The organism is Embleya hyalina (assembly GCF_003967355.1).
In the GTDB taxonomy this organism is placed as follows: Bacteria; Actinomycetota; Actinomycetes; order Streptomycetales; family Streptomycetaceae; genus Embleya; species Embleya hyalina.
In genome coordinates, this window is the sequence record NZ_BIFH01000039.1 from 24,380 (window position 1) to 49,549 (window position 25,170).

Genomic DNA, 25,170 nt, shown 5'->3' on the forward strand with positions numbered 1-25,170 from the left:
ACGAGTGCGGTCGACGCGTACCCTGCGTGCGACAACATCCCTTCCACCTGTACAGGGGCACTCGTGCGCGTTGTCGTCGCCGGAGCCGGCATCGGTGGGCTGGCCACCGCTCTGAGTCTGCACGCGGCGGGTATCGCCGACGTGACCGTGTACGAGGCGGTCGAGGAGATCCGCCCGCACGGGGTCGGGATCGACCTGCCGCCGCCCGCCGTTCGCGAACTGGCCGTGCTGGGCCTGTACGACGACCTCGCCGAGATCTCGGTGGCCACCACCGAGCTGGTCCACCACAACCGCCTCGGCGACCGGATCCACACCGAGCCGCGCGGCCTGGCCGCCAACTACGCCTGGCCACACCTGTCGGTGCATCGGGGCGAGTTGCAGATGCTCCTGGTGCGCGCCCAACTGGCCTGGCTGGGCGCCGAGTCGCTGCGCACCGGCCTGCGGCTGAGCGGATACGCGCAGACCGCGGCCGGGGTCACGGTCGAACTGACCGACGGGGACGGGAACATCGTCACCGACGAGGCCGACGTGCTGATCGCGGCCGACGGGATCGACTCGGCCGGGCGCGCGCTGATGTATCCGGGCGAGGGGCCGCCGTCCTGGCACGGTCGGGTGCAGTGGCGCGGGATCTCGCCCGCGCCGGACCTGCTCACCGGCCACACCATGATCGTCGCCGGGGACGGCGTGCAGACCTTCGTCGCGCACCCGCTGCGGGCGGCCGAGGGCGACCGGCCCGCGCTGCTGAACTGGGTCGCCGAGCGCCCGTCGGCCGGGCCGCCGCCCGAGCGCGGCGACTGGCAGCGGCCGGCCGAACCGGACACGGTGGTGGGCTATTTCGCCGACTGGGAGTTCGACTGGCTGGACGTGCCGGCGGTGATCGCCGACGCGGACGTGGCGTACGAGTACCCGCTGATCGACCGCGAGCCGCTGCCGAGTTGGTCGGACGGGCGGGTGACCCTGCTCGGCGACGCCGCGCACGCGACCTTCCCCAGGGGTTCCCACGGCGCGGCGCAGGCGATCCTGGACGCGGCGGTACTCGCGCACGAACTGGCCGCACACGCGGACCCGATCGACGCGCTCGCCCGGTACGAGGAGCAGCGCCGACCGGCGACGACGGCGCTCCAGGCGGCGAATCGCGCACCCGGTCCGGGCATCATGCTCGCGCTCGCGCACGAGCGGGAGCCCGAGGGATTCGCCGACCTCGACGAGGTGATCCCGCCGCACGAGCAGGCGGAACTCGCGGCGCTGGAGCGGGAGATCGGCGCGGACAACCGGGACGCGTCGAGCTGACCCGACAGTCGCGCCGGCCCGCCGCTCGATCGTGGAACGGCGGGCCGGCGGCGAGGCGCGGCCGATGGGCCGTCGTCGGCGTCGGCGGACCCGCGCCCGGGGTCGGCCGTGCGACGATCGCGCGGCGTCAGGGGATCAGGACGACCTTCCCGACCGTCCGCCGCTCGCTCAGCGCGGTGTGCGCGGCGGCGGCCTCGGCCAGCGGGAACGTGGTGACCGCCGGGACGAGCTCACCCGCCGCGGCGGCGGCCAGGGCCCGCTCGGCGAGGGCCTTGATGCCGCCCGGACGGTTCATCATGCGCGGGCCCAGCGGGTTCTCCACGCCCACCCCGGCCGCCGCGGCGACCTCGTCCAGGTCGGCGACGGCCGCGCCCGAGGACCAACCGTAGGTCACCACGCGACCGCCTCGGCGGACCAGGTCGAGCCCGGTGCGGCCGATCTCGCCGCCGACGCTCTCCAGCAGCACCGTCACCGGCCCGGCGCCGAAGCCCTCGCGCACCCGGTCGGCCCAGTCGGCGGCGTTGTAGTCCACCGCGAGGTCGACGCCGGCCTTCGCCACCGCCTCGACCTTGGCCGGCCCGCCGGCCGCCCCGATCACCACCGCGCCGAGCCGGTGCGCCGCCTGGACCAGCAGGGTGCCGAGGCCGCCCGCCGCGGCGGTGACCAGCACCACGTCCTCGGGCCCGATCGCGGCCACCTCCAGGATGCCCATCGCGGTGCGCCCAGTGCCGACCATCGCCACCGCGATCTCGGCCCGGAGGTCGTCGGGCAGGGGCAGCAGCGCCTGGTCGTCGACGATCGCGAACTCCGCGTAGCCGCCGCCCCGGTTGCCCAGGTGCGCCGTCACGCGGCGCCCGACCAGGGTCGGATCCACCCCGACGCCGACCGCGTCCACCGTGCCGGCCACCTCGCGCCCGAGCGTGGTGGGCAACTCCGGCTCCGGGAAGGGTCCTTCCACCCGCCCCGTGCGCAGCATCACGTCGACCAGGTGCACCCCGGCCGCGGCGACCGCGATGCGCACCTCGCCGGGGCCCGGCTCCGGCGTCGCCACCTCTTCGGAACGCAGGTTCTCGGCCGGACCGAACTCGTTCAATCGCATCGCGCGCATCGTGCACTCCTGGGTTTGGTGACGGACCGTCCGGGACGGTCCGGCTGTGGCGGGGCCGACGGAGACCGGACCGGAGCGCGAGCGCCCCGATCGCGACGCGAGAATTCTCGAACTTCAAGTCGACTTCATGTCAAGCGGACCGACCCGCCTCGCGCCCCCGCGCACCGTGACCCACACCACCTACGGTGGGCCCATGTTCGATCCCGACGAAGCCACCGCGGTCCTGCTCGCCGATCTCGCCGCCCTCGGCACACCGGCGCGCGCCGTGGCCGAGAAGGCGTATCTCAAGAGCGATCTCGACTTCCTCGGCGTCACGGTCCCGGTGCTGCGCAAGACGGTGACCGCCGCGACGCGTGCCCGGCCCGCGCCGACCCGGCCCGAACTGCTCGCCTGGATCGAGGTGTTGTGGTCCCGGCGGCTGCACGAGAGCCGCTTCGCGGCGATCGAACTGCTACGGATCCGGCTGCGGGTGCTCACCCGCGCCGACCTGCCGCTGATCGAGCGGCTGATCCGGGAGGCGGCCGGCTGGGTGTACGTGGACATGCTCGCGGAGAAGGTCGCGGGCCCGCTGATGGGCCGTGCGCCCGCCGATTTCGGCACCGCCGACGCCTGGGCCGGCGACGCCGACTTCTGGCTCCGCCGCTCGGCGCTGCTCGCGCTGCTGCCCGGGATCCGGGCCGGCGCGCCCGACGCCGTCCGGTTCGACCGCTACGCGGATTCGATGCTGGAGGAGAAGGAGTTCTTCGTCCGGAAGGCGATCGGCTGGGTGCTTCGGGAGATCTCCAGGCGGGATCCGGCCTACGTGATCGCGTGGACCGAGGCGCACCGGTCCCGGATGTCCGGGGTGACGTTCCGCGAGGCGGTGCGCCGGCTCCCCGAGGCGGACGCCGCCCGGCTGCGGGCCGGGTGATCGGCGCTCGGCTCCCTGCCCACACCGGCGAAAATGCCTCGTCGCGGGCGATGCGCACCCGGCAGGATGAGCCGATGACGACACACCTGGTGGCCATGGGCGGCGGCGGATTCTCGATGAACGACGGGGCGACGGCGCTCGACCGCTACGTCCTCGACCTGACCGGCCGCCCCCGCCCCAACGTGTGCTTCGTCCCGACCGCCTCCGGTGACGCCGACAGCTACGTCGAGCGATTTCGCGGCGCGTTCGCCTCGTGGGACTGTTCGGTCGACCACCTGAGCCTGTTCAAGCGCACCGACGCCGAACTCGCCGACGTCCTGGCCGAGTCGGACGTGATCTACGTGGGCGGCGGCTCCACCCTCAACCTGCTCGCGCTGTGGCGCCTGCACGGTCTCGACGCCGCGCTCTCCGCCCGGGCCGCCCGGCGCGACCTGGTGGTGTGCGGGTTGAGCGCGGGCGCGCTGTGCTGGTTCGAGGGCGGGATCACCGACTCCTACGGACCTCGGCTGCGCCCGCTCGCGGACGGACTCGGCTGGGCCCGGGGCAGCGTGTGTCCGCACTACGACGGCGAGCCCGGCCGCCGTCCGGCCTACCACGCGGCCGTGGCGGCGGGCACCCTCGCACCCGGCTACGCGCTGGACGACGGCGCGGCGATCCACCTCGTCGACGGTGAGCCGCACCGGTTCGTGGCCGAACTCCCGAAGGCGCGGGCGTACCGCATCGAGGCGGGTCCGAGCGGCGTCCGGGAGTCGGAGTTGCCGATGGTCGGGCTCTGACCCGGCCGCGGCAGCAGGTGTCGAAGCACCATCGGGAACGCGCGGCGAGCTTCCCGGGGCGGTGACCACGGTCCTCGGACGGTCTCACCGCGCGCTCCCGTCACCGCCCTGGAACGAGACCGCCACGCCCGCGACCGTCCTCGGCTTCGGTGCGATGGGCACCGCGCTCGCCGGCGCGCTGCCGAGCGCCGGGCACGCGGTCACCGTCCGCAACCGCTCCCCCGCCCGCGCCGATCCCCCGGTCGGGCGCGGCGCCGACGTGTGGGCGGGCCGCACGCTGGTAGACCTGACCTCGGACACCCCCGAGCGGCCCCGGCACACCGCCCCGTGGGCCGCGGGCGTGGGCGTCCCCCATCTCGACGGCGCGGCCATGGTGCCGACCTCCGTCGTGGGTACCCCGGGCGGCTTCCCGCTGTACGGCGGGACGCGGGCCGGGTACGACGAGCACGCGGCGACGCTGCGCGTACTCGGCCCGAACTCCTCGTTCCTGGGCGGGGATCACGGCCTTCTTCCACACCATGATGGCCGGCCTGGCGCACTTCTTCGCGCCGGTCGGCGCCGATCGGGTGTCGGCGGGCGAGTTCCTGCCGTTCGCCCGGGGCATGCTCGGCATCCTGCCCGACATCAGGACCCGGGTGGCCGGCGCGATCGACGCGGGCGAGTACCCCGGGGACCAGGGCAACCCGGCGATCGAGGCGACCGGCATCGAACACGCCGTCGACGCCGCGACGTCGCGTGGCCTCGACGTCGGCGTGCTCGAAGCGGTCGCCTCGGTGGTCGGCCGGGCGATCTCCCGAGGCCACGGCGCCGACGACTTCGCGAGCACGATCGAGGCGATCCGAAACCCGGCTCGAGGTCTACGAGCCGTCGCGCCGGCCTACTCGGCGACGTCGCGGGCGAGCAGGTCGGCGATGCCCTCGCGGCGCAGCAGGACGCGGGCCCGGCCGTCACGGACGGCCACCACCGGCGGGCGGCCGACCAGGTTGTAGGTCGAGGCCATGGACTGCTGGTACGCCCCGGCGGCCGGCATCGCGAGCAGGTCGCCCGGACGCACGTCCTCGGGCAGTTCGACATCGGCGGCCAACACGTCGCCCGACTCGCAGTAGCGACCCACCACGGTGACCCGCCGGGTGCCGGGCGCGCCGGCCCGGCCGACCAGGCGCACGGTGGTACGCGCGCCGTACAGGGCCGGCCGGGGATTGTCCGCCATGCCGCCGTCCACCGCGACGAACACCCGGTGCGCGGTGCGCTTGACCACCAGCACGCGGTACAGCGCCACCCCGGCCGGCCCGGTGATCGCCCGGCCCGGCTCGACGATCAGGCGCGGCACGGGCAGTTCGTACAGCGCGCACTGCCGGGCCAGCCGGCGGCGCACGTCGGTCGCGAACGACTCGATGTCCAGTGGGTGTTCGCCGCTCCGGTAGGCGATTCCGTGGCCACCGCCCAGGTTCAGCTCGGGCAGTACGATCCCGTGCCGGTCGCGCAGCCCGGCCAGGAACGCGGTGAGCGTGCCGATGGCCGCCAGCCAGGGTCGTACCGAGCCGATCTGCGAACCCAGGTGGCAGTGCAGGCCGGTGAGTTCGAGGTGCGGCTGGGCCACCGCCCGCAGCACCGCGTCCTCGGCGTCGCCCCGGGCGATGGACAGGCCGAACTTCTGGTCCTCGCCGCCGGTGCGGATCGCATGGTGCGCGCCGGCCTCGATCCCGGGCACCACGCGCACCATCACCCGCTGCCGCTGCCGGGGCGCCACCAGCGCGGCCAAGCGGGCGATCTCGACCGGGTTGTCCAGCACGATCCGCCCCACGCCCAGGCGCAGCGCGGCGCGCAGTTCGTCACCGGACTTGGCGTTGCCGTGCAGGATGATCCGCTCCCCGGGCATCCCGGCGAGGGCGGCCAGCTCCAACTCCCCGGCGGAGCAGACGTCGAGCCCGAAGCCCTCCTCGCGCAGCCAGGCGACCACGCCGCGGCACAGGAACGCCTTGGCCGCGTAGGCGATCTCGACGCCGGGCAGCGCGCGGCGATAGGCCCGGCAGGTGTCCCGCACGTGCTGTTCGTCCAGCAGGTACAGCGGCGTCCCGAATCGCTCGGCGAGTTCGGCCGCGGGCAACCCGCCGACCGCGAGATCCGCCCCTCGCGCCCGCGTCGAACGAGGCCACACGCCCGCGTCGAGGATCGGCTCGGCAAGCGATATGGACATGGCAACTCCCTTGTGCGCGTACATGGGTGGCGAAGGATCAGGCGAAGAGGGAAAACACGACGGACAACACCGCGACGACCAGGATCACCCGCAACACGCCGAGCGCCTGCGGATCCCAGGTCCCCGCGCCCGGAGCCGACACGGAGACGGCCGACGCCGACGTGGAAACCGTCGCGGCCGTACGCGGACCGCCCCCATCGCTCCGCGAACGAAGCGTCCTCGAACCGGACTTCACCGCCCCGGGCCGCGTCGGCGCGAGCGGCGTCACCGAGTGGCCGCACTCCACGTCGGCGACCCGGTCCGGCCCGCCGCCCCGGGCGACCTCGGCGGCCCGGGCGACCCGGGCGATCTGCGCGACATACGGGGCGGGCGCGACCGGCACGGCCCGGGCGACCCGCGCGTCGCCCGCGACCGGAGCGGCCTCGGCGACCCCGGCGGCCGGCACGGCCCGGGCATCCGGCCCGCTCTCCTCGGCCGCCTGCCCCGCCTCGCCCCACGCCCGGTGCACCGGCGGCGCGGACAGGCCCGGGTCGACCAGCATCCGCTCGACGCCGATCTCGTCCGCGAGCGAGCGGGCCGCGCCGGCGCCGAGTCGGATCCACTCCTGCTCGACGCCCAACACCGCCCGCAGCCGCGCCACCGAGGTGAAGGCCACCAGGACCCGGGCGCCCAGGGGGTCGCGGCACAACCGCACCACCCGAGCCCCGGCATCGGCCCGCACCGGCACGATCAACACGCGCCGAGCGGTGGTCGTAGCAGCAGGTTCCTCATCGGTGATCAACACGTCCGACACGACAGCCTCCGAAGTCCGGCCCCGCCACCATTCGCGGGCCCTGAATCCGACGCTACGACCACCGCATACCGGGCAACCCCGCCCCTACCGCACCCTTGATCATCGATGCGCCCATGTTGACGCCCCGTTGACACAGGACGCCCGCCGGCGCCCCCTCACGCCCCGACGGAGGTCCACGTCCAGGTCGTCGTGGCGATCAGCGGCTCCCCCGGGCGGACCAGGTGGGTGGCGGGCGCGGTCAGCCCGTTCGGCGGGCCGGTCTCCGGCTCCACGCACACGTGGTCCACGGGCATGTCGTACACCACCGTGTATGCGCAGTCCGACGTCATCCGCAACCGCAGCGCGCCCGGCCAGAGCAGTGTCGCGTCCAGGCCGCCGGGGGTTCCGTAGCAGTCGTCCCGGGGCCCCGGGGCGACCGGTATCCGCCGGCCGGTGGGCAGGTGATCCGGGCCGCGCTCCTCCTGCCAGGCGGGCTCGAAGGACAACTCCAGCGGCTCGCCGACCGCCAACCGTCGCCGAAACCACGGATGCCAACCGGCCTGGGCCGGAAACGCCTCCGCGTCGGACTCGATCCGCAGCACCGTGGTCAGCCCGTCGGGCCGGATCGTGAAGGTCTGCTCGACCCGTCCCGCGAACGGCCACGGATCGGCCAGCGCGAGCTCGAAGGCCGCCGACCCGGCGTCCCCGGCGACCTGCTTCCACGCCGCCCGGTAGCCGAGCCCGTGCAGCGCGTGCGGAGGCGCGTCGGCGGGGAACTCGTGGACCGCGCCGGCGAATTCGAACCGGGCCCCGCCCATCCGGCCCACCCACGGCACCATCGGATAGCTGCCCCATTCCTCGGGCCGCTCCCCCTCGGTCCGCAGCAGTTCGAGCCCACGCGCCCGCAGCGAGCCGAGCCGACACCCGGCGTCCGGCAGAATCCGCGCCTCGGCGCCTTCGGAACGCAACCACACTTCGCCGTCGATCATGGTCGGCAGATTACGCGCAGCGGCGCCGACCCCACCCCGCCCGCCCGGGCGCCGGCCTCAGATGTACAGGAAGTGCGGCGACAACACGATCACCGACGGTACGAGCAGCGCCGCCGCCGTGAGCACCCGCAACCCCGCCGACGCGACCGGAGCGCCCACCCGGACACCCGCGACGGCCACCTCGGGGTGTGCCGCGGCGTGCGTCTGATGCACGATCAGCTCCTCCTGGCGCTGCTGCGGCCAGGCGAAGCACGGGCAGAACGGCCCGCCCGCCTGGCCCGGCCCGGACAGCTTGACGATGGCCCGGCGCAGATTGGCCCGCGCGATGGACCCGCGCACGTCGGCGTCGGCGGCCTTCTCCGACAGCTCGGCCGCGTGATCGGCCCATTCGGCGAAGAAGCGCACCCCCGGGTACGCGTCGGCCAACGTGTCGGCGCAGACCATCCACTGCGCGTCGCGCCGGCGCAGGTGCCCGGCCATGTGGGTCAGGACCGCGTTCAACTCCTCGGGGCGCAGCAGGTCCAACGCCCGCGTGGTGGCCTCCACGCGCGGCGGCCGGGACGGCAGCAGCACCAGGCGCGGCGCCTCGTCCTCGACGATCACCAGGCGCGGCCGGCCGCCGTCCTCCTCGTCGAGCAGCGGTGCCGAGTTCTCCAGTCGGTCCAGCTGCACCCGCAGCGCGCGCCGATAGTCGCGCGTCGCGCCCGCGCCCCGATGCCAGCCGAACGCCACGAGCAGCAGCGCGAGGATCGCGACGGTGATCTGCGCGGGCAGCGGCACGTGCGGCATGCCGATCCGCGGGTCGAATCCGGCCGCGCGCATGGGCGCCTGCCACAGGTCGGGGGTGTAGACGGGGACGGCGAGCGCGAACGAGGCGAGCACCCCGCCCGCGGCGGCCCGCCAGGCACGCTGCACGTGTCGGGGGCTGAAGCCGCTGCGCTCGGCCCGGCGCAGTACGCGCGGGGCGGTCACCAGGATGGCCGCCGCGAAAGCCGTCAGCACAAGTCCGTACAACACGTCCCCGCCGCCCCTTTCCGGCCTCGTCCGTTCGGTGACCCGTCCGGCCCTGCAACGGTTCTAGGCGCCAAGTGGTTTCCGCGTCCAGGAGACAGGCCACATCGGGCGGGTGATTTATTCGGTCGACACCAACCACCCGGTGGTATTGCGGACCCGCCACGGACCCGGATCGAATCGTGGCCGAAACCGCGTCCGAAAGCGCGCCGAATTGCATCGTCGCACCTCCACGCGCGTAATTCCGAACCGACAGGAGTTCGTTCATGCACGAGTTTTCGCGTTCCGCTGTGATCGCCGCCACACCGGACGAGATCTGGGCGGTGATCGGCGACTTCGGCGCCCTGGGCGACTGGCACCCGGTGGTGCCGCCGAGCACGATCGAGGGCGGCGGCGACGCCAACACCCCGGGCGCGGTACGGGCGTTCGCGATCGACGGCGAGGTGCTCTCGCGCGAGGAACTGCTCAGCCACGACGACGCCGCGCACCGGATGAGCTACCGGTTGATCCAGGTACCGCTGGCTGTGACGGACTACGTCGGCACGCTGGCCGTGCACCCGCACGCGGACGGCGGCGAGGTGGTCTGGTCGGCGACCTACGAGGGCGAGCCGGACGTGGTGGAGACGGTGGACGCGGTCTTCGCCGAGGGCACGTACGGAGCGGGCCTGGCCGCACTCCGGGAGCGCTTCGCCTAGCGTGTGTCCGGCCCCGGCGGACGCCGGGGCGAAGGGCCGTGCCGGTCGCCCCGACCCCGGTCGCCGGGCGGCCGGCGGTCCGGTCGCGCCCACCCGCCGCCCCGGCGCGCGTATCGCATGGTGAGACGATCGCCGTATGCTTCGGCCACCCCGACCGATCTTGAGGTGACCATGCACCGCAGCGACACGGACCACGCCGCGTCCGCTCTCGGCATCGACCTGTCCGTCCTCGAAGCCGTCCAGCGCCGCGTCCTGTGGCTCGCGACGCGCATCGTCGACTCGGCCAACCACGACCGGCCGAACGCCGACGGCATCAAGGTCGGCGGCCACCAGGCGTCCTCCGCGTCGCTGGTCTCGGCGATGACCGCGCTGTGGTTCGCCCACCTCGACGGCCCCGACCGGATCAGCGTCAAGCCGCACGCCTCGCCGGTCTTCCACGCGATCCAGTACCTCCTCGGCAACCTGGACCGGTCCTACCTGACCACGCTGCGCGCCAAGGGCGGCCTCCAGTCGTACCCCTCCCGGACCAAGGACCCGGACCGCGAATGGGTGGACTTCTCCACCGGCTCGGTCGGTCTGGGCGCGGCGGCGCCGCTGTTCGGCGCGGCCGCCCGCCGCTACGTCGACGCGCACTTCGGCGCGCGCCCCGCCTCCCGCTTCGTCGCGCTGCTCGGCGACGCCGAGCTGGACGAGGGCAACATCTGGGAGGCCATCGCCGACCCGGCCGGCCAGGGTTTGGGCAACGTGATGTGGCTGGTCGACTTCAACCGGCAGTCGCTCGACCGGGTGGTCCCCGGGGTCCGGATCGACCAGTGGCGCGGCCAGTTCGAGGCGGCCGGCTGGCATGTGGTGGAGGTCAAGTACGGACGCCGGCTCCAGGCCGCGTTCGACCGGCCCGGCGGCGCGGCGCTGCGGGCCTGGCTGGACGCGATGCCCAACGAGCAGTACCAGGCGCTGTTCGGCCTCGCCGACGCGGACGTGCGCGCGCACTTCCTGGACGGCGCGCCGGCCGACGTCGCGGACACCGTCGCCGACGTGCCGGACGCCGAGCTGCACACGCTGGTCACCGACCTCGGCGGGCACGACATCGCGGCGCTGCTCGACGCCTACCGGCGCTGCGACGCGGTCACCGACCGGCCCAGCGTGGTCTTCGCCTACACGGTCAAGGGCTGGGGCCTGCCGCTCGCGGGCAACCCCCGCAACCACTCCGCGCTGCTGACCACCGAGCAGGTCGCGGCCCTGCGCGCGGAGTTCGGCCTGAGCGAGCGCACCGAGTGGGACCGCTTCGACGCCGCCACGCCCGAGGGCATCCTGGCCGGGCAGCGCCGCGAGCACCTGGCCCGCGCGCCCAAGCCGGGCCCGCTGGGCGTCCCGGTCGCCGCCTCGACGAATCAGCGCATGGGCAAGCCGGTGTCCACCCAGGAGACCTTCGGCCGGGTCCTGGTCGACCTGTCCCGCGATCCGGCGCTCGCGCCGTACCTGGTCACCACCGCCCCCGACGTGGCCACCTCGACCAACCTGGCCGGCTTCATCAACCGCACCGGGGTGTTCTCCCCCACCGAGCGCCGGGCCTGGTCCGGCGACGGCGCGCTGAAGTGGATCGAGGGCCCGAGCGGGCAGCACATCGAACTGGGCATCTCCGAGATGAACCTGTTCCTGCTGCTCGAACAGCTCGGCCTGGCGGGCGACCTGTCCGGCCAGCCGCTGATCCCGATCGGTACGGTCTACGACCCGTTCGTCTGCCGCGGCTTGGACGCGTTCATCCACGCCGTCTACTCCGGCTCGCGCTTCATCGTGGCCGGCACCCCCTCCGGGGTCACCCTGGCCCCCGAGGGCGGCGCGCACCAGTCCACCATCACCGCCTCGATCGGCCTGGAGCTGCCCGGCACCACGCTGATCGAGCCCGCCTACGGCTCCGCCCTCGACTGGCTGCTGTGCGACGCGGTGGGGCGGATCGCGGGCGGCCCGGACCACGGGGTCGAACCGGACAACGGCGCCTACTACTTCCGGCTCACCACCCGGCCGATCGACCAGGCGCCGTTCGAGGCCGCCCGGACCCGGCTGGGCGACGCGGTGTTGCGCCGCCAGGTGCTCGCGGGCGGCTACCGGCTCCTGGAGGCGCCCGACCTGCCCGGGGCGCCGAGCGTGTACCTGGCCGCGTCCGGCGCGGTGTTGCCCGAGGTGCTGACCGCCGCCCACGAGCTGCGCGACGAGGGCATCGCCGCGCACGTCGTGGACATCACCTCGGCGGACCGGCTCTACGCCGCCTGGCAGCGCACGCTGCGCCAGGGGGTGCGCACCGCGACCACGCCGTCCGCGCCCGGCGCGCTGCGTACCGCGTTCCCGTACCGCGCGCCGGTGGTCACCGTGCACGACTCGTCCTCGCACACCCTGGCCTGGCTCGGCTCGGCGCTGGGCGTGCCGTGTGTACCGCTGGGTGTGGACCAGTTCGGCCAGACCGGCCGGATCGAGGACCTGTACGAACTGCACGACCTCCTGCCGGGCTCGATCGTCAACGCGGCGCTGGCCGCGCTGTCCCTGGCCTGAGCACCTCCGCCGGGCGGGGTCGCCTCCGCTCCGCCCGGCTCGCTCACGCGTACGGTATGCGTGCTGACGCAGCGTTCGGTGAGACCGAGACGAGGAGTGGTGGATGCGACACGGGGGCGTGGGACGACGGTGGAGCGCGTGGGCGGCGGCGGGCCTGACCGCGGTCGTCGTGCTGACGGGGTGCTCGTCCGACTCCGGCGGCGGCAAGGACGACAAGGGCGGGGACAAGGCGGGCGGCACCGGGGGGCCGTCGGCCGGCGCCCCGGCGTCCGGCGGTGCCGGTGACAAGGACCCCAAGGCGGTCTGGGCCGCGCTCGTCGCCGCGACCACCACGCAGCGGGTGGTCGAGTACCGCGGGGTGCGCACCGCGGCCGGCGACACCGCCAAGGAGGCGACGGTCAAGGAGGAGTTGTGGTCCTGGTACGACGCGGGCGCGGGGTCCGCGTTCACCGACCGCGCCTACCAGGTCGCCGCCGACGCGCCGATCAAGCGCTCCCAGTGCGAGGCGGGCCGGGAGTGGAGCTACAACAACGCGCTCAAGCAGTGGAGCGACACCAAGCGCACATGTGTCGTGGACATGTCCCACGAGGGCAAGTACGTCGGCGACGGCATCCTGCCGACCGGGCTGACCACCGAGCAGGCGAAGACCTTCGCCACCCGACTCGAGGCCACCCCGGGCTGGTTGACCCCCTCGACGGTGGAACCGGCGCAGCAGGACGGCAAGTCCTGGCTGCGGCTGACGGTGGATCTCAAGCCGCAGCAGAACGGCGGCGCGGCGGCCAACACCGATCTGTTGCTCCGGGCGTTCCGGGCCACGATCCCCGACTTCACCAAGGGGCCGTACCAGATCGAGAACTTCGGTCGGCAAAGCGGCTCGCCGGTGCGCGCGGTGTTCTGGCTGGACCCGGCCACCCACCTGCCCGCGTACTCCGAGGTGAGCACGACGGTGGTGGACAACGGTGTGGCCACCGGCGCGACGCGGCGTCTGCGCACCGAGTACGTCTTCGGCGCCGCCGCGCCCAAGCCGGATCGCGCCACGCTCGTCCCGGCGCCCGCGCCGAGCTGGCCGGACCAGGGCACCAAGCCGCCCCAGGCCTGACGGAGCGGGACGCACGACGGCGGGAGGGCGGGCCCGGTGTCCCGGACCCGCCCTTTCCGCTCGGGTGTTCGCTCAGCGTGCGGCCAGCGCCGCCAGCGGTGCGCGCACCGGTTCGAGCACCGCGCTCAGCCACGCGGTGTGATCGTGCTCGGCCAGCCACGCGTCGAGTTCGTCGAGCGGCACGTACGCGACGTCGTCGACCTCCTCGGCGTTGAGCCCGAGTTCGCCGCCGACCAGGCCGACGAAGAGGTGGTTGAACTCCTTCTCGACCAGACCCGAGACCTCGTCGGTGACGTCGTAGGTCACCAGACCGGCCGGTTCGAGGACGGTGGGCTTGGCGCCCAGTTCCTCGGTCAGCCGGCGCAGCACCGCGTCCCGGGGCTCCTCGCCCGGGAACGGGTGGCTGCAACACGTGTTGGACCAGCGTCCCGGCGAGTGATATTTCGTCAGTGCCCGGCGCTGCATCAGTACCCGGCCCTGCTCGTCGAGGAGGAAAACCGAGAACGCCCGGTGCAGCAGACCCGGCGGCTGGTGTGCCTCCAGTTTCTCCGCGAGGCCGATGGTGTTCCCCTGCGGGTCCACCAGTTCGACCATGACCCGACCGTCCGGCTGCTCCTGCGCCATGTGCTCTCCCTGCTGTTCGGCCTTGCTCAGCACACTATCCGGCACGCCCCGCGCGGATCCCCCGATCCCGGGCCGGGCCCACCACAACGTGTCGTGCGCCGACTACATCGTTGTCTGTACGGCGGGATCCGCCCTGCCGACGATCCGCCGCGAGCGCGCCCGGGAGACGCTGGTGGGGTCCGTTCGAGATCGCCGTCGCCCATCCGGGCGCGGGGTCGGGCGGGCCCGAGCCGCCGAGGGAGGGATCACCGTGGTCGTCGCCATGATCGTGGCCTGCGAGGTGGGCTTCTGGGTGCTGATCGCCCTGGGCCTGCTCAGCCGCTACGCGCTGCACCGCCGGCGGCTGAGCAACGTGTTCCTGTACAGCACACCGCTGTTGGAGGTGATCCTGCTCGTGGTCGCCGTGGTGGACCTGCGCGGCGGCGCCACCGCCGGGTCCCGGCACGGGATCGCCGCGCTGTACATCGGGACGACCGTGGTCTTCGGGCACCGGGCGATCCGCTGGGTGGACCAGCGGGTGGGCTACCACTTCCTGGGCGGCCCGCCGCCCTGGCGACCGCCGCGGCGCGGCCCGGAGCGGATCCGCTACGAGGTCGTCGAGTTCGGCCGCACGGTGGCCGCGATGGCGATCGCCGGGGCGCTGCTCGGCGTGCTGATCCTGATCACCGGCGATGCCGACCGTACCGAGGCGCTGCGCGGCTTCTTCGGGGTGCTGGGCGGGTTCACCCTGATCTGTCTGGTGATCTGCGTGTACGGCGTCTGCGAGGCGTTCGGGAAGCCCCCGAAGGACAAGCCCGCGCCGCGTCGGCTGCGCGAGCGCGACCCGGCGGAGCGCACTCCGGTGGGCTGACCCGGACGCGGCTCCGGCCGGAAACCGGCCGCGGCCCCGGCACACCTGGGAGGTGTGCCGGGGCCGCGGCCGTTACGGCCGTGACGTGGGCTCAGCCCTTCATCGCGCCGGTGGCACCGCTCGCCAGGGCGGCCAGGCCGGTCGGGTCCTGACAGTCGTCGCTCGGCGGGGCGTGCGGCGGCGGAGGCAGCTCCGGCGGGCAGTCGTCGGCCGGCGGGGCCTGGTGGCCCGGGTGACCCGGAGCGGGGTGACCCGGCATCGGCGTCTCCACGCCGTCGCCGTTGACGCAGGTGTTGCCGAACGTCGGGTTGATCGCCGCGATGACGTTCACGGTGTTGCCACAGACGTTGACCGGAACGTGCACCGGCACCTGAATGTTGTTGCCCGAGAGCACGCCGGGCGAGTCGACGGCGGCGCCGTCGGCCTGGGCGGACGCGAACGCCTGGCCCCCAACCGTAACCGAACCGCCGAGAATGGCGGCGGTGACGACCGCACCCTTGGTGAGCTTGTTCACTGGTAGTTATTCCCATCGATCGATAGACGGTGGAACCGGGGTTCCGCGACGTCCAACGCGCGAGGGGGATGCCGGTGACGGGGGGCGCGTGATCTTCCCCCGTAAGTACCAAGCCGCGCAGGGGAGAACGCCGGACGGCACCGACGCGGGAACGGCGCACGTCCGCGATCGATTCAACGAGCCGGACGGCGATCGATCACGCGCTCACGCGCCGGCGATCGCCTTGTGGTGGTGAATCACCTCGGCGACCAGGAAGTTGAGGAATTTCTCCGCGAAGTCCGGGTCCAGCTTGGCGCTCTCGGCCAGCGCGCGCAGCCGGCGGATCTGTACCGCCTCGCGTGCCGGGTCGGCCGGCGGCAGTCGGTGCTCGGCCTTGAGCACGCCGACCCGCTGGGTGCATTTGAACCGCTCGGCCAGCAGGTGGATCAGGGCCGCGTCGATGTTGTCGATGCTGTCCCGCAGGTCCAGTAGCTCGGCGGGCTTGTCGGGCGCCTCGCCCGACCTTTCGTCAGTGGTTCCGTTGGCCATAACGGGTGACCCTACCCGGCGGCCTCGCGGGCACGGCGGGACGCACGCCGACGGGCCCGCGCCGGCTCCCCCGAACCCCCCGCCCCCGGGCCCACCGAGCGATCCGAGGAAATGTCACCACCTGTCATCTCTCGTTCTGCCAGGTGTCACATCGCCACCTGCGGGGGACCCTCTGAGTACGGTCCGCGCCATCGGCTGTCCCTGCCGTGTCGCGACGACCGTTCGGCCGTACTCGTGGGATGCGGGCGGAACTGCGGTAGGGGGCGAACGACATGATGGAGGAAGTGCGTCTGACGCCGAACGAGCGGCGGATGCTGGAGGAGATCGAGTACGAGCTGCGCAAGGACGAGGAGTTGGACCTCGCGCTGCGCACGATGCGTCCGTCCCGCAACCGTCGGCGCGGCGGTGCGCGCGGCCGGGTGGTCCCGGGCGCGGGCTCGATGCCGGCCTCGGGGCGCGCCCGCCGAAGGATGCGTCGACCGACACTCTCCGGCACCTGGCACGTGCTGTTGCTCGTCGTGTTGTTCGCGGCGGTGTTCGCGGCGCTGATCACCACGTCCGGCGCCTACCTGGTGGTGATCGCGTTCGCGCTGATCATCATGGGCTGCACCACCACGCTGGTCTGGCTGTGTGTGTCCTTCCTCCTGCGTCGTGGTGGCGGCGGCCGGACCTGATCGGTCGCGGGAGGCGGATCACCGGGCACGATGGTCGCGACCCGCGGCCGTGCGGCCGAGGCCGCGACCGCGGGCCGCGACCGTCAGCGTGCCCGCCGGAGCGGCCACACCGAGCAGCAGCGCGGCGTCCAGCGCGCCCATTCCGCCCTTGCCGATCGAGTAGAACACCAGCGCGAGCGACGCGAACATGCACATCAGCACCGCGGCCGTCATGCGCTCGGCGCGGCGCGCCCGGGTGAGCAGCCACAGGCAGCCGGCGAGGCCGACGAACAGCGTCGCCAGAGCGGCGATCGCGGTGGTGGTCATCGCGTCTCCTGTCTTCCTGCTGCGTTCGAACGGGTCCTGTCCGGCGGTCTACCCGAGGCGACCGCGATGATGCGCGACCCCACCGGAATCGAATCCTAACCGCCATGTACCCCCATGGGGTATACGATCAGGGCATGACACCCACCACTCCCTCCTGCGGCGGCACCGCGCGCCTGGATCTGCTCCGACGCGCGGGGTCCGCGACCGTTCGGGTGACGCTCGCCGTCGAACGTTGCCGACGCGCCTGTGCCCGGCGTCGCGCGTGATACCGCCCGACCGGGACCCGCCCGGGATCGACCGGGCCCGCACCGGCCACCGCGCGTAACACCGTCGTTACGCTCGCGTCGAAAGCCGGAAACGGTCGGGCTGTTCACTCCGGGCGACATCGGTTCCATCCCGGGACCGGGCCCTCGACCCAGGTGACGGCGCGAGATGACGACACAGGACCGTACGACGGCGCCCCCGCGCCCCGGCCGACCGCCGCACCCGGGGGTGATCCGATGACGCCGGACTCGCCGGTGGCCGACGTGGTGATCGTCGGGTCCGGCCCCGTGGCCATGGCGATCGGGTACGCGTTCACCCGGCGCGGGATGCGCGACGTGCTGGTGTGCCCGGCCGGAAACGAGGACGCGGCGGCGCTCGGGGCCTTCCGGGCACGCGGCACGATCGGCGGCCCCGGGCCGGGCGGCGGCGCCGTGTACCGCCCCACGACCGCGCCCGCGCTCGCGGCGATGGCCGCGGCGGGCGTCCGGCTGTTCGAGAACGCCTCGGACGAGCTCGGCGAGGATGTCGGATTCCGTCGCTGCGGCCGACTGGTCGCGGTGGCCGCGGCCGATCCGGACGCGGCCGACACGGGTGCCGGGACGCGCCGTGCCCCCGGCATCGGCGTCCGGCGGGTGTCGCCCGAGGAGGCCGGTACACACTGGCCCGAACTGATCGTCGACGCGTCCACCGGGTTCACCCACGACCCGGGCGCCGGATACGCCGACGCCCGCCGCACCGCCCGCGCCCTCGCCCGCGCGGCCCGACGCGCCGGCGCCGCGTTCCTGCCCCGGACGCCGGCGGTGGGCCTGTCGGCGCGCCGGGACCGGGTCACCGGGGTGCGCCTGGGCGACGGCCGCGAGGTGGCCTGCGGCACGGTCGTGGTGGCCGCCGGGGTCGACGCGCCCGCGTTGCTCGCGCCGCTCGGGGTGAGCCTGCCGCTGCGCGCCGCCCGGGAGGTCGCGGTCCGGATCCGGGTCGGCCGGGCGCTCGGCGAACGACCGATCCTGGTCGACCCGACCGGCCGTTGGCTGCGCCCGGACGGCCCGGATCGACTGCTCGTCGGCACCCCCGACCCGGGCACGGCCGGCGCCGATCCGGCCGCGCACGCCCTCGCCCACCTGGCGGCGCGGCTACCGAGCCTGCCCGACCCCGTCCCGGACGCCGCGTTCGACATCCGGTACGACGCCGGGCCCGATCACCTGCCGCTGATCGGATCGACCGGCCCCGACGGGCTGTTCGTCGCGGCCGGCTGCGACGAGCACGGACTCGGCGTGGCGCCGGGGGTCGGCATGCTGGTAGCCGATCTGCTGTGCGACGGCGCGAGCGGTCGACCGGACATCCCGGGCACCGACTTCCGCCCGGGCCGCTCGTCGGGAATCCTCAACCCCGGTCGGGCGTGAAGAACGGCAACACCCGCTCCTCTCCCGTCGGTCGCAGGTCCACCCGCACCCGCATCCCCGAATGGATCTCCGCCGGTTCGACCTCGACCAGGTTGGTGAGCATGCGATAGCCCTCGTCCAGATCCACGATCGCCACCGCGTACGCGCCGCCGAACGGGCGCGCCTCCGGCCGGCGCACCACGGTCCAGCTGTACACGCTCCCGCGCCCGGCGCTGGTGGCCCACTGGAGCGCGCGCGACGAGCAGCCCCGGCACATCTCGGTGGGGGCGAAGTTCGCCGTATCGCACGCACCGCACCGCTGATAGCGCAACTCGCCCGATTCGGGCGGGATCCGCACCGACGCGGCAGGAGTGACGGGTACACCGATCTGCGGTCCCAACACGGGGTCACGGCCTTTCTGGTCGAACATGCCTCGACGCGTTCCACGGGCCCGTCGGCGGTCGAACACGAGCCCTGGCTGCATGCTCGCGCACCAAGCGCCCGGTTGCCGAATCGACCGCACATCCGTTCCCGTTCCGGAATCGGGCCACCCGAAGAGAGGACGTCGACAGGACTTCTCGGCCAAGTCAAAGACACGGCTTGCGTGATTGGCGCAGGATGGGTAGCGCAAGTGATCCGCCACGGCGCGTAATCGATCCGCGCGGGCTCGGGGTGGGAACGCACGGCAGAGAGGTTGCGCGATGACGGCAGGACGCACGGCAGCGCCCGGAAGACACGGGGCGCGAGCACACACCCGATCCGGCCTCCGTCCCGGAGCCTACGCCTCTGGTCGAGCGCGACCTCCTGCAACGCGAACTCCGCGCACAACTGGCCGCGGTGCGCGAAACCGGCACGGGCCGCGTCGCGGTCGTCAAGGGCGTGGCCGGCATGGGCAAGTCGGCCGTGCTGGAGTGGGCGAAGCTCACCGCGCGGGCCGACGGCTTCGACACGCTCGTGGTGACCGGCTATCCACTGGAGCGGGTTCGTGTCTACGGCCTCGTGAAGCGGCTGTTCCAGGACCTGAACGGGATCGCCGAACCCGCCGCGAGGGAACGACTCGGCGAGTGGTACGGGATCATCGCGCCGATCTTCGGCATCATCCCGCGCCAACCCGCGGAACCACCGGACCCGGAGAACGTCCTCAACGGCCTCGACGCGGTCATGCGCGGCTACCTGACGTCGGATCGCGGGCCGCTGCTCATGGTGGTGGACGACGCGCACTGGGCCGATCCCTCCTCGCTCGCCTGGCTGGCCAACTTCGCCGCGCAGATCACCGAGTTGCCGATCCTGATCATCGTTTCGTATCGGCACGACGAGGTCGACGAGCGGCTGTGCGAATCGCTGGACGCGCTGGACCGGATCGCGGTCGCCGGGCTCGGCAAGCTCGAACCGCTCACCCTCGAAGGCGTCGCCCCGCTGATCCGGCACCGCTTCGCCGACCGCCGGGTCGACCCCGAGTTCGTCGAGCACTGCCACCGCTGCTCCGAGGGTCTGCCCCAGACCCTGCGCGAACTGCTGCGCTTCGTCGAGGAGAAGCGGATCCCGCCGACCTCCGACGCCCTCGCGCGACACGGCCGGGCGATGCGGCAACACGCCGTCTACGCCTACCACAAGGGTCAGTTCGACGAGCGGTTCGACCGCCTCGCGCCCGATTCCCGCAAGGTGGCGCTGGCCGCGGCGATCCTGACCCCACACCTGACCGTCGAGCGGGTCGCGCAGTTGGCCGGACTGAGCGGCGACGCCACCCGCGCCGCGGCCGCGGACCTGCGCAGGCGGGAGATCCTGACCGCCGTCGACGACCGGGATCTGCCCTGGGGCTTCACCCACTCGCTGGTGTTGCACGCGGTGTACGACCACTGCTTCGAGCCGAACGACCGCTGTGCGATGCACGCCCGGGCGGCCCGGATGTTGCGCGAGGACGGCTTCTCCGCGCAGACCGCCGCCACCCACGTGCTGAACATGTTCGCCGTCCCCGACGAGTGGGCCGCGGGCATCGCGGTGGACGCGGCACGGGAATGTCTCGCGTCCGGTGTCCCGAAGGCCGGTGTGACGTATCTCGAACACGCCCTCGCCGAGGTCGCGCCGAGGGAGATGCGCCCGCTGATCCTCTACAACATCGGCCGCGCGCACTTCGTCAACGATCCTCCGGCGAGTCTCGAACCGCTGCAGCGGGCCCTCGAAGGGTGCCCGCCCGGGGAGCTGCGCACCAACATCATCTGTGAGCTGGGCCGTTCGCTGGCCTTTTCCGGTCAACTCGACAAGAGCATCGAACTCCTGGACCGGGAGATCAGGAAGACCCCGGTCGGCCAGACCCGACAGCGGCTCTACGCCGACCTGTTCATGTGGGCCGCGTTCTGGGAGAACGACGCCAGTTTCGCGTCGCGGGCGCACGACCTCCAGCGGTTGACCGTGCGGCTGAACACCGAGAGCGCCACGACGCGCACGAACTACTCGCTGTTCGCGCTGGTCGCCTGGTACGGCGTGCTCAGCGGACGCCGGCTCCAGACCACCACCAAGTTCGCCCGGGCGGCGCTGGGACCAGAGCTGCCGAACAAGGAGCGCAACGGCTTCAGTTGGGTCGAGGACGGTTGGGGTTTCGAGATCCCGATGGTGCTGACCCTGACGTTCATCTACTGCGACCTGTTCAAGGAGGCCCGCGAACTCCTGGAACGCGGTATGGCCGAACTGCGGGCCAACGGCCGCCAGCGCTCGCACCTTTCCTACGGCCACGCGTTCCGCGCGATGCTGCACTACCGGATGGGCCGGCTCAAGGAAGCGCGTCAGGAGGCCGAGACCGGCCTGGCCATGGCGATGGAACTCGGCGAGAACACACCGTCGAAGTGGTATGCGGCGGGTGTGCTGATCCAGACCCTGATCGCCCAGGGCGACCTCGAACTGGCCGAACACACCTGCCGTCGGATCGGTTTCGACGATCCCGCCAAGGCCGAGCAGGCGGCCCGTGTACTGCCGGTGCCCGCGATCGTGCTCGCCGAGTTGCGGATCGCCCAGGGCAGGCACCACGAGGTGATCCGGCCGCTCACCGAACTCGGCGAGCGGCTGCGCGCCCAGGGCATGGACAACCCGGCGTGGTGCCCGTGGGGCCTGCTGCTCGCGGAGGCGTTGAACGCCGAGGGCCCGCAGCAGAACCAGGAACTGGCCAAGAAGGTGGCGAAGCAGGCGGTCGCTCGCGCGGACACCTTCTACGCCCCGGTGGCCGCCGGCCAGGCCAAGCGCGTGGCCGGGGAGGTCGAGGACAACGTCAACGCGCAGCAGGCGTTGTGGGACGCGGCGGTCGCCCTGGAGGGCGTCGGCGCCGACTACGAATACGCCAAGGCGCTGCTCGCGTACGGCGATCGGCTGCGCAAGGACGGCCACAAGCCGGACGCGATCGGCGAGTTGGAGCGGGCCCGGATCACCGCGCTGAACTGCGGCGCGATCCCGCTGCAGACCCGGGCGACGAAGATGATCGAGGCCCTGGTCGGCGGCAACGCGCTGCCGGCCGACCACGAACGGGCCGAGTCCGACGAGTGGATCGAGGAGTACACCGGCGGCTACAGCCCGTTCGGCATCCCGCACCACGGCGAGTCCCGCCCGGACGCGGACGCGGATCGCAGCGAGACCTGGCCCTTCCGCGGCGGCCCGACGCGCGGATCGGAGCTGTAGCGGGGACCACGAGCGGGGCGGGCGGGCGGCGATCCGGGCCGCCGGGAGCCCGGCGCGCGACCCGCTCCGGGCCGGGGCGATGCCCGGTCCGAGCCCGGCTCGACGCGTCTTCGGGCCCGGCTCGACGCGTCGGGGCGCGGTCGACCGGCGCTCGGTGTCGGCTCGGGCCTTCGGTACGGTAGCGGGGTGATCGACACTGCTGCTTCCTCCCCCGTTGGTGCCGTCGCCGCCGGCCTCGCCACGATCGCCGCCGACGGCACCGTCCTGGACACCTGGTACCCCGCGCCCGAGCTGACCTCGGGCGATGCCGACGGCAAGGCCGAGACGGTGCGGCTGTCGGCCGACGAGGCCCTGGCCGCGCTCGGCCCCGACGCGATCGCGGGCCTCGGCGCCGACGCGGTGCGCGGGGTCGAGGTCGTCGCCGTGCGCACGGTGATCGCCTCGCTGGCCGCCGCGCCGGTGGACACCCACGACGCGTACCTGCGCCTGCACCTGCTCAGCCACTGCCTGGTCCGCCCGCACGGGCAGAGCCTGGAGGGCCTGTTCGGTCTGCTCCCGAACATCGCCTGGACCAACCTGGGCGCGGTCCCGGTGGACGGCCTCGCCGCGGCCCGGCTGCGCGCCCGCGCCGCGCGCGTGCCGTTCGAGGTGGCCGGGGTGGACAAGTTCCCCCGGATGACCGAGTTCGTGGTGCCCGCCGGTGTCCGGATCGCCGACGCCACCCGGGTCCGCCTGGGCGCGCACCTGGCGCCCGGCACCACGGTGATGCACGAGGGCTTCTGCAACTTCAACGCGGGCACCCTCGGCGCGTCCATGGTCGAGGGCCGGATCAGCGCCGGCGTCGTGGTCGGCGACCACAGCGACATCGGTGGCGGCTCGTCGATCATGGGCACGCTGTCCGGCGGCGGCAAGGAGACCATCTCGGTCGGCGAGCGCTGCCTGCTCGGCGCCAACGCGGGCATCGGCATCTCGCTCGGCGACGACTGCGTGGTGGAGGCGGGCTGCTACGTCACCGCCGGCACCCGGGTGACCACCCCGGACGGCACGGTCGTCAAGGCCGCCGAACTCTCCGGTCGCGACGGCCTGCTCTTCCGCCGCAACTCGGTCACCGGCACGATCGAGGCGATCGCCCGGACCAAGTCGTGGGGCGCGCTGAACGAGGACCTGCACAAGAACGACTGACCCGGCGCCGCGTTTCGCGGTGACGGTCCCGAACGGGGCCGGTGGCGACCACTGCCACCGGCCCCGTTCGTTTCGCTCACTCCTCGACGAGGTCGGCGGGTCGGCCGCCCGTGGCCACCGCGCGGATCACCTTGCCGGTCGGCGTCCGGGGCAGCGGCTCGGCGCGCAACTCCCAGTGCGCGGGCACCTTGAAGTGGGCCAGCCGCTCGGCCACATAGGCGCCCAGTTCGGCCGCGGTGATCGGGCTGCCCTGGGCCGGGACCACGATCGCCTTGACCTCCTCGCCCCATTCCGGGTGCGGTACGCCGACCACCACCGATTCGGCGACGTCCGGGTGCGCGTCCAGGCAGTGCTCGATTTCGGCCGGGTAGACGTTCTCGCCGCCGCGCAGGATCAGGTCGCTGCGCCGGGTGGCGAGGTGGAAGCGGCCGGCGCGGGCGAAGCCGAGGTCGCCGGTGCGCAACCACCGGTCCGGCGTGAGCGCCTTCGCGGTGGCCTCCTCGTTGCGCCAGTAGCCGCGCATCACCAGCGGACTGCGGATCCACAACTCGCCCTCGACGCCGTCGGGCCGTTCGGTGCCGTCCTCGTGCCGGATCGTCACCTCCACCGTCGGCACCGCCGTCCCGATCGCCCCCGGCACGCCCTCCAGTTGCGCGGCGCCCGCCGTGGTGGCCACCCCGCCGGACTCGGTCAGCCCGTACCCGACGCCGAGCGCGCCCTTGGCGCCCGGGAACACCTCCTGGAGTCGGCGCACCAGTTCGGGCGAGAACGCCGCGCTGCCGCCGCCGAGGCGCACGATCGACGACAGGTCGTGGCGCGCGGTGTCGGGATGGTTGACCACCCGCCAGCCGAGCGTGGGCACGAGCGACCACGTGGTGCACCGCTCGCGCTCGATCAGTTCCAGCAGCCGGGGCACCTCGAACCGCCCGGCGTAGAGCACCATCGTCTGCCCGCCGGCCAGCGCCGCCACGGCGCCCGCCAGCAGGCCCGAGACGTGGAAGAAGGGGCTGTTGACCAGCCACCTCCCGGGCGGCGCCTGAGCCGGGGCGGCGGGCGAGTGCGCGCTCGCCCGGGCGGCGAGCAGCGCCTGGAGGTTCTGCATGGCCACCACGTTGCGATGGGTGAGCACGGCTCCCTTGGGCCGGCCGGTGGTGCCGGAGGTGTACAGGATCAGCGCGGGGTCGTCCTCGTCGGCGGCGCCCGGCGGCAGGTCGGCGTCGGGGGCGTACTCGGTCAGCGCGGCGAAGTCGCCCTCCATCTCCACCACGGGCAGGCCCAGTTCGTCCGCGGCGGCGGCCGCGCCGCCCAGCCGCTCCAGCCGGCGCCGGTCGGCGATCAGCACGGTGGGCGCGCAGTCCGCGACGGCGTAGCGGATCTCGTCGGCGGCCCACCACCCGTTCATGCCCACCGCGATCGCGCCGAGCGCCGCGGCGGCCTGGAAGGCGGTCAACCACTCGGGCCGATTCGCCGCCAGGATCGCCACCCGGTCCCCCGGCCCGACCCCGTACCGCTCGCGCAACGCGTGCGCGGTCGAGGCGACGTCACGCACGTGTCGGGTGAAGGTGATCCGCCGGTCCTCGTGGACCAGATACTCGCGATCCCCGAACCCGCGCGCCCGCTCGACGAAGGTGGTGATCGAGCGGGGCCGTTCGGCCAGGACGCGCAGCGGGACGCCGAGCACGTCCTCCTCGACGAGCGCGAACGGGCCGTCGGGGGCGGTCAGGGCGGCGAGTACGGGATCGGGCGCGGCTGCCGGGGACCCGGTGGAACTGGAGGTGGCCATGGCGGGGAC

Annotated in this window: 24 protein-coding genes and 1 pseudogene; 14 read left to right on the top strand and 11 right to left on the bottom strand. The window is 73.4% G+C overall.

The features are described from left to right. The first annotated feature begins 63 nt into the window (after positions 1 to 63). Positions 64 to 1,290, top strand: coding sequence for an FAD-dependent monooxygenase (locus EMA17_RS39705; protein ID WP_126642095.1), 1,227 nt, complete (start codon positions 64 to 66; stop codon positions 1,288 to 1,290). 127 nt (positions 1,291 to 1,417) lie between these two features. Here the strand turns inward: EMA17_RS39705 and EMA17_RS39710 are convergent, their stop codons facing one another. After that, a complete protein-coding gene (locus EMA17_RS39710; protein ID WP_126642096.1) occupies positions 1,418 to 2,398 on the bottom strand; it encodes a zinc-binding dehydrogenase in 981 nt (326 codons plus the stop codon). Between the two features lie 193 nt (positions 2,399 to 2,591). Here EMA17_RS39710 and EMA17_RS39715 point away from each other — a divergent pair, with 193 nt between their 5' ends. The 4 genes and pseudogenes from EMA17_RS39715 (at position 2,592) to EMA17_RS53035 (ending at position 5,073) form a co-directional block, all read left to right on the top strand. Then, complete coding sequence (locus EMA17_RS39715) at positions 2,592 to 3,308, top strand: DNA alkylation repair protein (protein WP_160161729.1); 717 nt, start codon at positions 2,592 to 2,594, stop codon at positions 3,306 to 3,308. A gap of 74 nt (positions 3,309 to 3,382) precedes the next feature. Further along, positions 3,383 to 4,084, top strand: coding sequence for a Type 1 glutamine amidotransferase-like domain-containing protein (locus EMA17_RS39720; RefSeq protein WP_246127202.1), 702 nt, complete (start codon positions 3,383 to 3,385; stop codon positions 4,082 to 4,084). 154 nt (positions 4,085 to 4,238) lie between these two features. Next, positions 4,239 to 4,286: pseudogene (locus EMA17_RS56150) on the top strand (hypothetical protein); the annotation flags it as partial. A 316-nt stretch (positions 4,287 to 4,602) separates the two neighbouring features. Beyond that, positions 4,603 to 5,073 (top strand): imine reductase family protein, encoded by a 471-nt coding sequence (locus EMA17_RS53035; protein WP_174861503.1) that lies wholly within the window; start codon positions 4,603 to 4,605, stop codon positions 5,071 to 5,073. On the opposite strand, the gene lysA is transcribed toward EMA17_RS53035, so the two are convergent. From lysA to EMA17_RS39745, 4 genes are all read right to left on the bottom strand, one after another. After that, positions 4,962 to 6,281, bottom strand: coding sequence for a diaminopimelate decarboxylase (gene lysA, locus EMA17_RS39730; protein ID WP_126642098.1), 1,320 nt, complete (start codon positions 6,279 to 6,281; stop codon positions 4,962 to 4,964). The two genes, EMA17_RS53035 and lysA, sit on opposite strands and share 112 nt — an antisense overlap. A 37-nt stretch (positions 6,282 to 6,318) precedes the next feature. Then, on the bottom strand, positions 6,319 to 7,065 hold the full coding sequence (locus EMA17_RS53040; protein WP_174861504.1) for an SAV_915 family protein: 747 nt from the start codon (positions 7,063 to 7,065) through the stop codon (positions 6,319 to 6,321). Between the two features lie 164 nt (positions 7,066 to 7,229). After that, positions 7,230 to 8,042, bottom strand: a complete 813-nt coding sequence (locus EMA17_RS39740) for an aldose epimerase family protein (protein WP_126642099.1) — start codon at positions 8,040 to 8,042, stop codon at positions 7,230 to 7,232. A 57-nt stretch (positions 8,043 to 8,099) separates the two neighbouring features. Continuing rightward, complete coding sequence (locus EMA17_RS39745) at positions 8,100 to 9,059, bottom strand: M48 family metalloprotease (protein WP_126642100.1); 960 nt, start codon at positions 9,057 to 9,059, stop codon at positions 8,100 to 8,102. Between the two features lie 260 nt (positions 9,060 to 9,319). Between EMA17_RS39745 and EMA17_RS39750 the strand changes: the two genes are divergently transcribed. The 3 genes from EMA17_RS39750 to EMA17_RS39760 all read left to right on the top strand — a co-directional run bounded on the left by EMA17_RS39750 (position 9,320) and on the right by EMA17_RS39760 (position 13,394). Beyond that, positions 9,320 to 9,748, top strand: coding sequence for an SRPBCC family protein (locus EMA17_RS39750; protein WP_126642101.1), 429 nt, complete (start codon positions 9,320 to 9,322; stop codon positions 9,746 to 9,748). 171 nt (positions 9,749 to 9,919) lie between these two features. Beyond that, on the top strand, positions 9,920 to 12,295 hold the full coding sequence (locus EMA17_RS39755) for a thiamine pyrophosphate-binding protein (protein ID WP_126642102.1): 2,376 nt from the start codon (positions 9,920 to 9,922) through the stop codon (positions 12,293 to 12,295). Positions 12,296 to 12,398: 103 nt separating this feature from the next. After that, positions 12,399 to 13,394 carry a hypothetical protein gene (locus tag EMA17_RS39760; RefSeq protein ID WP_126642103.1) on the top strand — a complete coding sequence of 332 codons (996 nt, stop codon included), beginning with the start codon at positions 12,399 to 12,401 and terminating at the stop codon, positions 13,392 to 13,394. Between the two features lie 72 nt (positions 13,395 to 13,466). Here EMA17_RS39760 and idi read toward each other — a convergent pair whose 3' ends face one another. Beyond that, entirely contained in the window at positions 13,467 to 14,018 is a 552-nt protein-coding gene (gene idi, locus EMA17_RS39765) for an isopentenyl-diphosphate Delta-isomerase (protein ID WP_126642187.1), read from the bottom strand. A 250-nt stretch (positions 14,019 to 14,268) separates the two neighbouring features. On the opposite strand from idi, the gene EMA17_RS39770 reads away from it, so the two are divergent. Then, positions 14,269 to 14,868: a hypothetical protein gene (locus tag EMA17_RS39770; RefSeq protein ID WP_126642104.1), complete on the top strand. Its 600-nt coding sequence runs from the start codon at positions 14,269 to 14,271 to the stop codon at positions 14,866 to 14,868. Between the two features lie 91 nt (positions 14,869 to 14,959). Here the strand turns inward: EMA17_RS39770 and EMA17_RS56155 are convergent, their stop codons facing one another. Both EMA17_RS56155 and EMA17_RS39780 read right to left on the bottom strand, forming a co-directional pair. Next, the gene (locus tag EMA17_RS56155) at positions 14,960 to 15,382 is read right to left on the bottom strand and encodes a chaplin (RefSeq protein ID WP_126642105.1); all 423 of its coding nucleotides are present in this window, start codon (positions 15,380 to 15,382) and stop codon (positions 14,960 to 14,962) included. Positions 15,383 to 15,586: 204 nt separating this feature from the next. Further along, a complete protein-coding gene (locus tag EMA17_RS39780) occupies positions 15,587 to 15,910 on the bottom strand; it encodes a chorismate mutase (RefSeq protein ID WP_126642106.1) in 324 nt (107 codons plus the stop codon). A gap of 272 nt (positions 15,911 to 16,182) precedes the next feature. Between EMA17_RS39780 and EMA17_RS39785 the strand changes: the two genes are divergently transcribed. Further along, positions 16,183 to 16,584 carry a hypothetical protein gene (locus EMA17_RS39785; RefSeq protein WP_126642107.1) on the top strand — a complete coding sequence of 134 codons (402 nt, stop codon included), beginning with the start codon at positions 16,183 to 16,185 and terminating at the stop codon, positions 16,582 to 16,584. 18 nt (positions 16,585 to 16,602) lie between these two features. On the opposite strand, the gene EMA17_RS39790 is transcribed toward EMA17_RS39785, so the two are convergent. After that, complete coding sequence (locus EMA17_RS39790) at positions 16,603 to 16,890, bottom strand: hypothetical protein (RefSeq protein ID WP_126642108.1); 288 nt, start codon at positions 16,888 to 16,890, stop codon at positions 16,603 to 16,605. Positions 16,891 to 17,024: 134 nt separating this feature from the next. On the opposite strand from EMA17_RS39790, the gene EMA17_RS55615 reads away from it, so the two are divergent. Further along, on the top strand, positions 17,025 to 17,156 hold the full coding sequence (locus EMA17_RS55615) for a hypothetical protein (protein ID WP_281290587.1): 132 nt from the start codon (positions 17,025 to 17,027) through the stop codon (positions 17,154 to 17,156). A 234-nt stretch (positions 17,157 to 17,390) separates the two neighbouring features. Continuing rightward, positions 17,391 to 18,554, top strand: coding sequence for an NAD(P)/FAD-dependent oxidoreductase (locus EMA17_RS39795; protein ID WP_126642109.1), 1,164 nt, complete (start codon positions 17,391 to 17,393; stop codon positions 18,552 to 18,554). Here the strand turns inward: EMA17_RS39795 and EMA17_RS39800 are convergent. Beyond that, positions 18,535 to 18,963: a Zn-ribbon domain-containing OB-fold protein gene (locus tag EMA17_RS39800; protein ID WP_246127203.1), complete on the bottom strand. Its 429-nt coding sequence runs from the start codon at positions 18,961 to 18,963 to the stop codon at positions 18,535 to 18,537. The genes EMA17_RS39795 and EMA17_RS39800 overlap by 20 nt on opposite strands. A 356-nt stretch (positions 18,964 to 19,319) precedes the next feature. On the opposite strand from EMA17_RS39800, the gene EMA17_RS39805 reads away from it, so the two are divergent. Beyond that, positions 19,320 to 22,196, top strand: a complete 2,877-nt coding sequence (locus tag EMA17_RS39805) for an ATP-binding protein (protein WP_126642110.1) — start codon at positions 19,320 to 19,322, stop codon at positions 22,194 to 22,196. A gap of 186 nt (positions 22,197 to 22,382) precedes the next feature. Further along, positions 22,383 to 23,378: a 2,3,4,5-tetrahydropyridine-2,6-dicarboxylate N-succinyltransferase gene (dapD, locus tag EMA17_RS39810; RefSeq protein ID WP_126642111.1), complete on the top strand. Its 996-nt coding sequence runs from the start codon at positions 22,383 to 22,385 to the stop codon at positions 23,376 to 23,378. Between the two features lie 76 nt (positions 23,379 to 23,454). Here dapD and casG read toward each other — a convergent pair whose 3' ends face one another. Further along, positions 23,455 to 25,161: a steroid-24-oyl-CoA synthetase gene (gene casG, locus EMA17_RS39815; RefSeq protein WP_126642112.1), complete on the bottom strand. Its 1,707-nt coding sequence runs from the start codon at positions 25,159 to 25,161 to the stop codon at positions 23,455 to 23,457. Between the last annotated feature and the right edge of the window lie 9 nt (positions 25,162 to 25,170).

Bases quoted from the DNA above. Each gene is read 5' to 3' on its own strand.
- EMA17_RS39795 (WP_126642109.1), top strand. From the start codon at position 17,391: ATGACGCCGGACTCGCCGGTGGCCGACGTGGTGATCGTCGGGTCCGGC.
- EMA17_RS39740 (WP_126642099.1), bottom strand. From the start codon at position 8,042: ATGATCGACGGCGAAGTGTGGTTGCGTTCCGAAGGCGCCGAGGCGCGG.
- EMA17_RS39720 (WP_246127202.1), top strand. From the start codon at position 3,383: ATGACGACACACCTGGTGGCCATGGGCGGCGGCGGATTCTCGATGAAC.
- EMA17_RS55615 (WP_281290587.1), top strand. From the start codon at position 17,025: ATGACACCCACCACTCCCTCCTGCGGCGGCACCGCGCGCCTGGATCTG.
- EMA17_RS39780 (WP_126642106.1), bottom strand. From the start codon at position 15,910: ATGGCCAACGGAACCACTGACGAAAGGTCGGGCGAGGCGCCCGACAAG.
- EMA17_RS53035 (WP_174861503.1), top strand. From the start codon at position 4,603: ATGATGGCCGGCCTGGCGCACTTCTTCGCGCCGGTCGGCGCCGATCGG.
- EMA17_RS39760 (WP_126642103.1), top strand. From the start codon at position 12,399: ATGCGACACGGGGGCGTGGGACGACGGTGGAGCGCGTGGGCGGCGGCG.
- EMA17_RS39750 (WP_126642101.1), top strand. From the start codon at position 9,320: ATGCACGAGTTTTCGCGTTCCGCTGTGATCGCCGCCACACCGGACGAG.
- lysA (WP_126642098.1), bottom strand. From the start codon at position 6,281: ATGTCCATATCGCTTGCCGAGCCGATCCTCGACGCGGGCGTGTGGCCT.
- EMA17_RS39790 (WP_126642108.1), bottom strand. From the start codon at position 16,890: ATGACCACCACCGCGATCGCCGCTCTGGCGACGCTGTTCGTCGGCCTC.
- idi (WP_126642187.1), bottom strand. From the start codon at position 14,018: ATGGCGCAGGAGCAGCCGGACGGTCGGGTCATGGTCGAACTGGTGGAC.
- EMA17_RS39715 (WP_160161729.1), top strand. From the start codon at position 2,592: ATGTTCGATCCCGACGAAGCCACCGCGGTCCTGCTCGCCGATCTCGCC.
- EMA17_RS39755 (WP_126642102.1), top strand. From the start codon at position 9,920: ATGCACCGCAGCGACACGGACCACGCCGCGTCCGCTCTCGGCATCGAC.
- EMA17_RS39785 (WP_126642107.1), top strand. From the start codon at position 16,183: ATGATGGAGGAAGTGCGTCTGACGCCGAACGAGCGGCGGATGCTGGAG.
- EMA17_RS39800 (WP_246127203.1), bottom strand. From the start codon at position 18,963: ATGTTCGACCAGAAAGGCCGTGACCCCGTGTTGGGACCGCAGATCGGT.
- EMA17_RS39710 (WP_126642096.1), bottom strand. From the start codon at position 2,398: ATGCGCGCGATGCGATTGAACGAGTTCGGTCCGGCCGAGAACCTGCGT.
- casG (WP_126642112.1), bottom strand. From the start codon at position 25,161: ATGGCCACCTCCAGTTCCACCGGGTCCCCGGCAGCCGCGCCCGATCCC.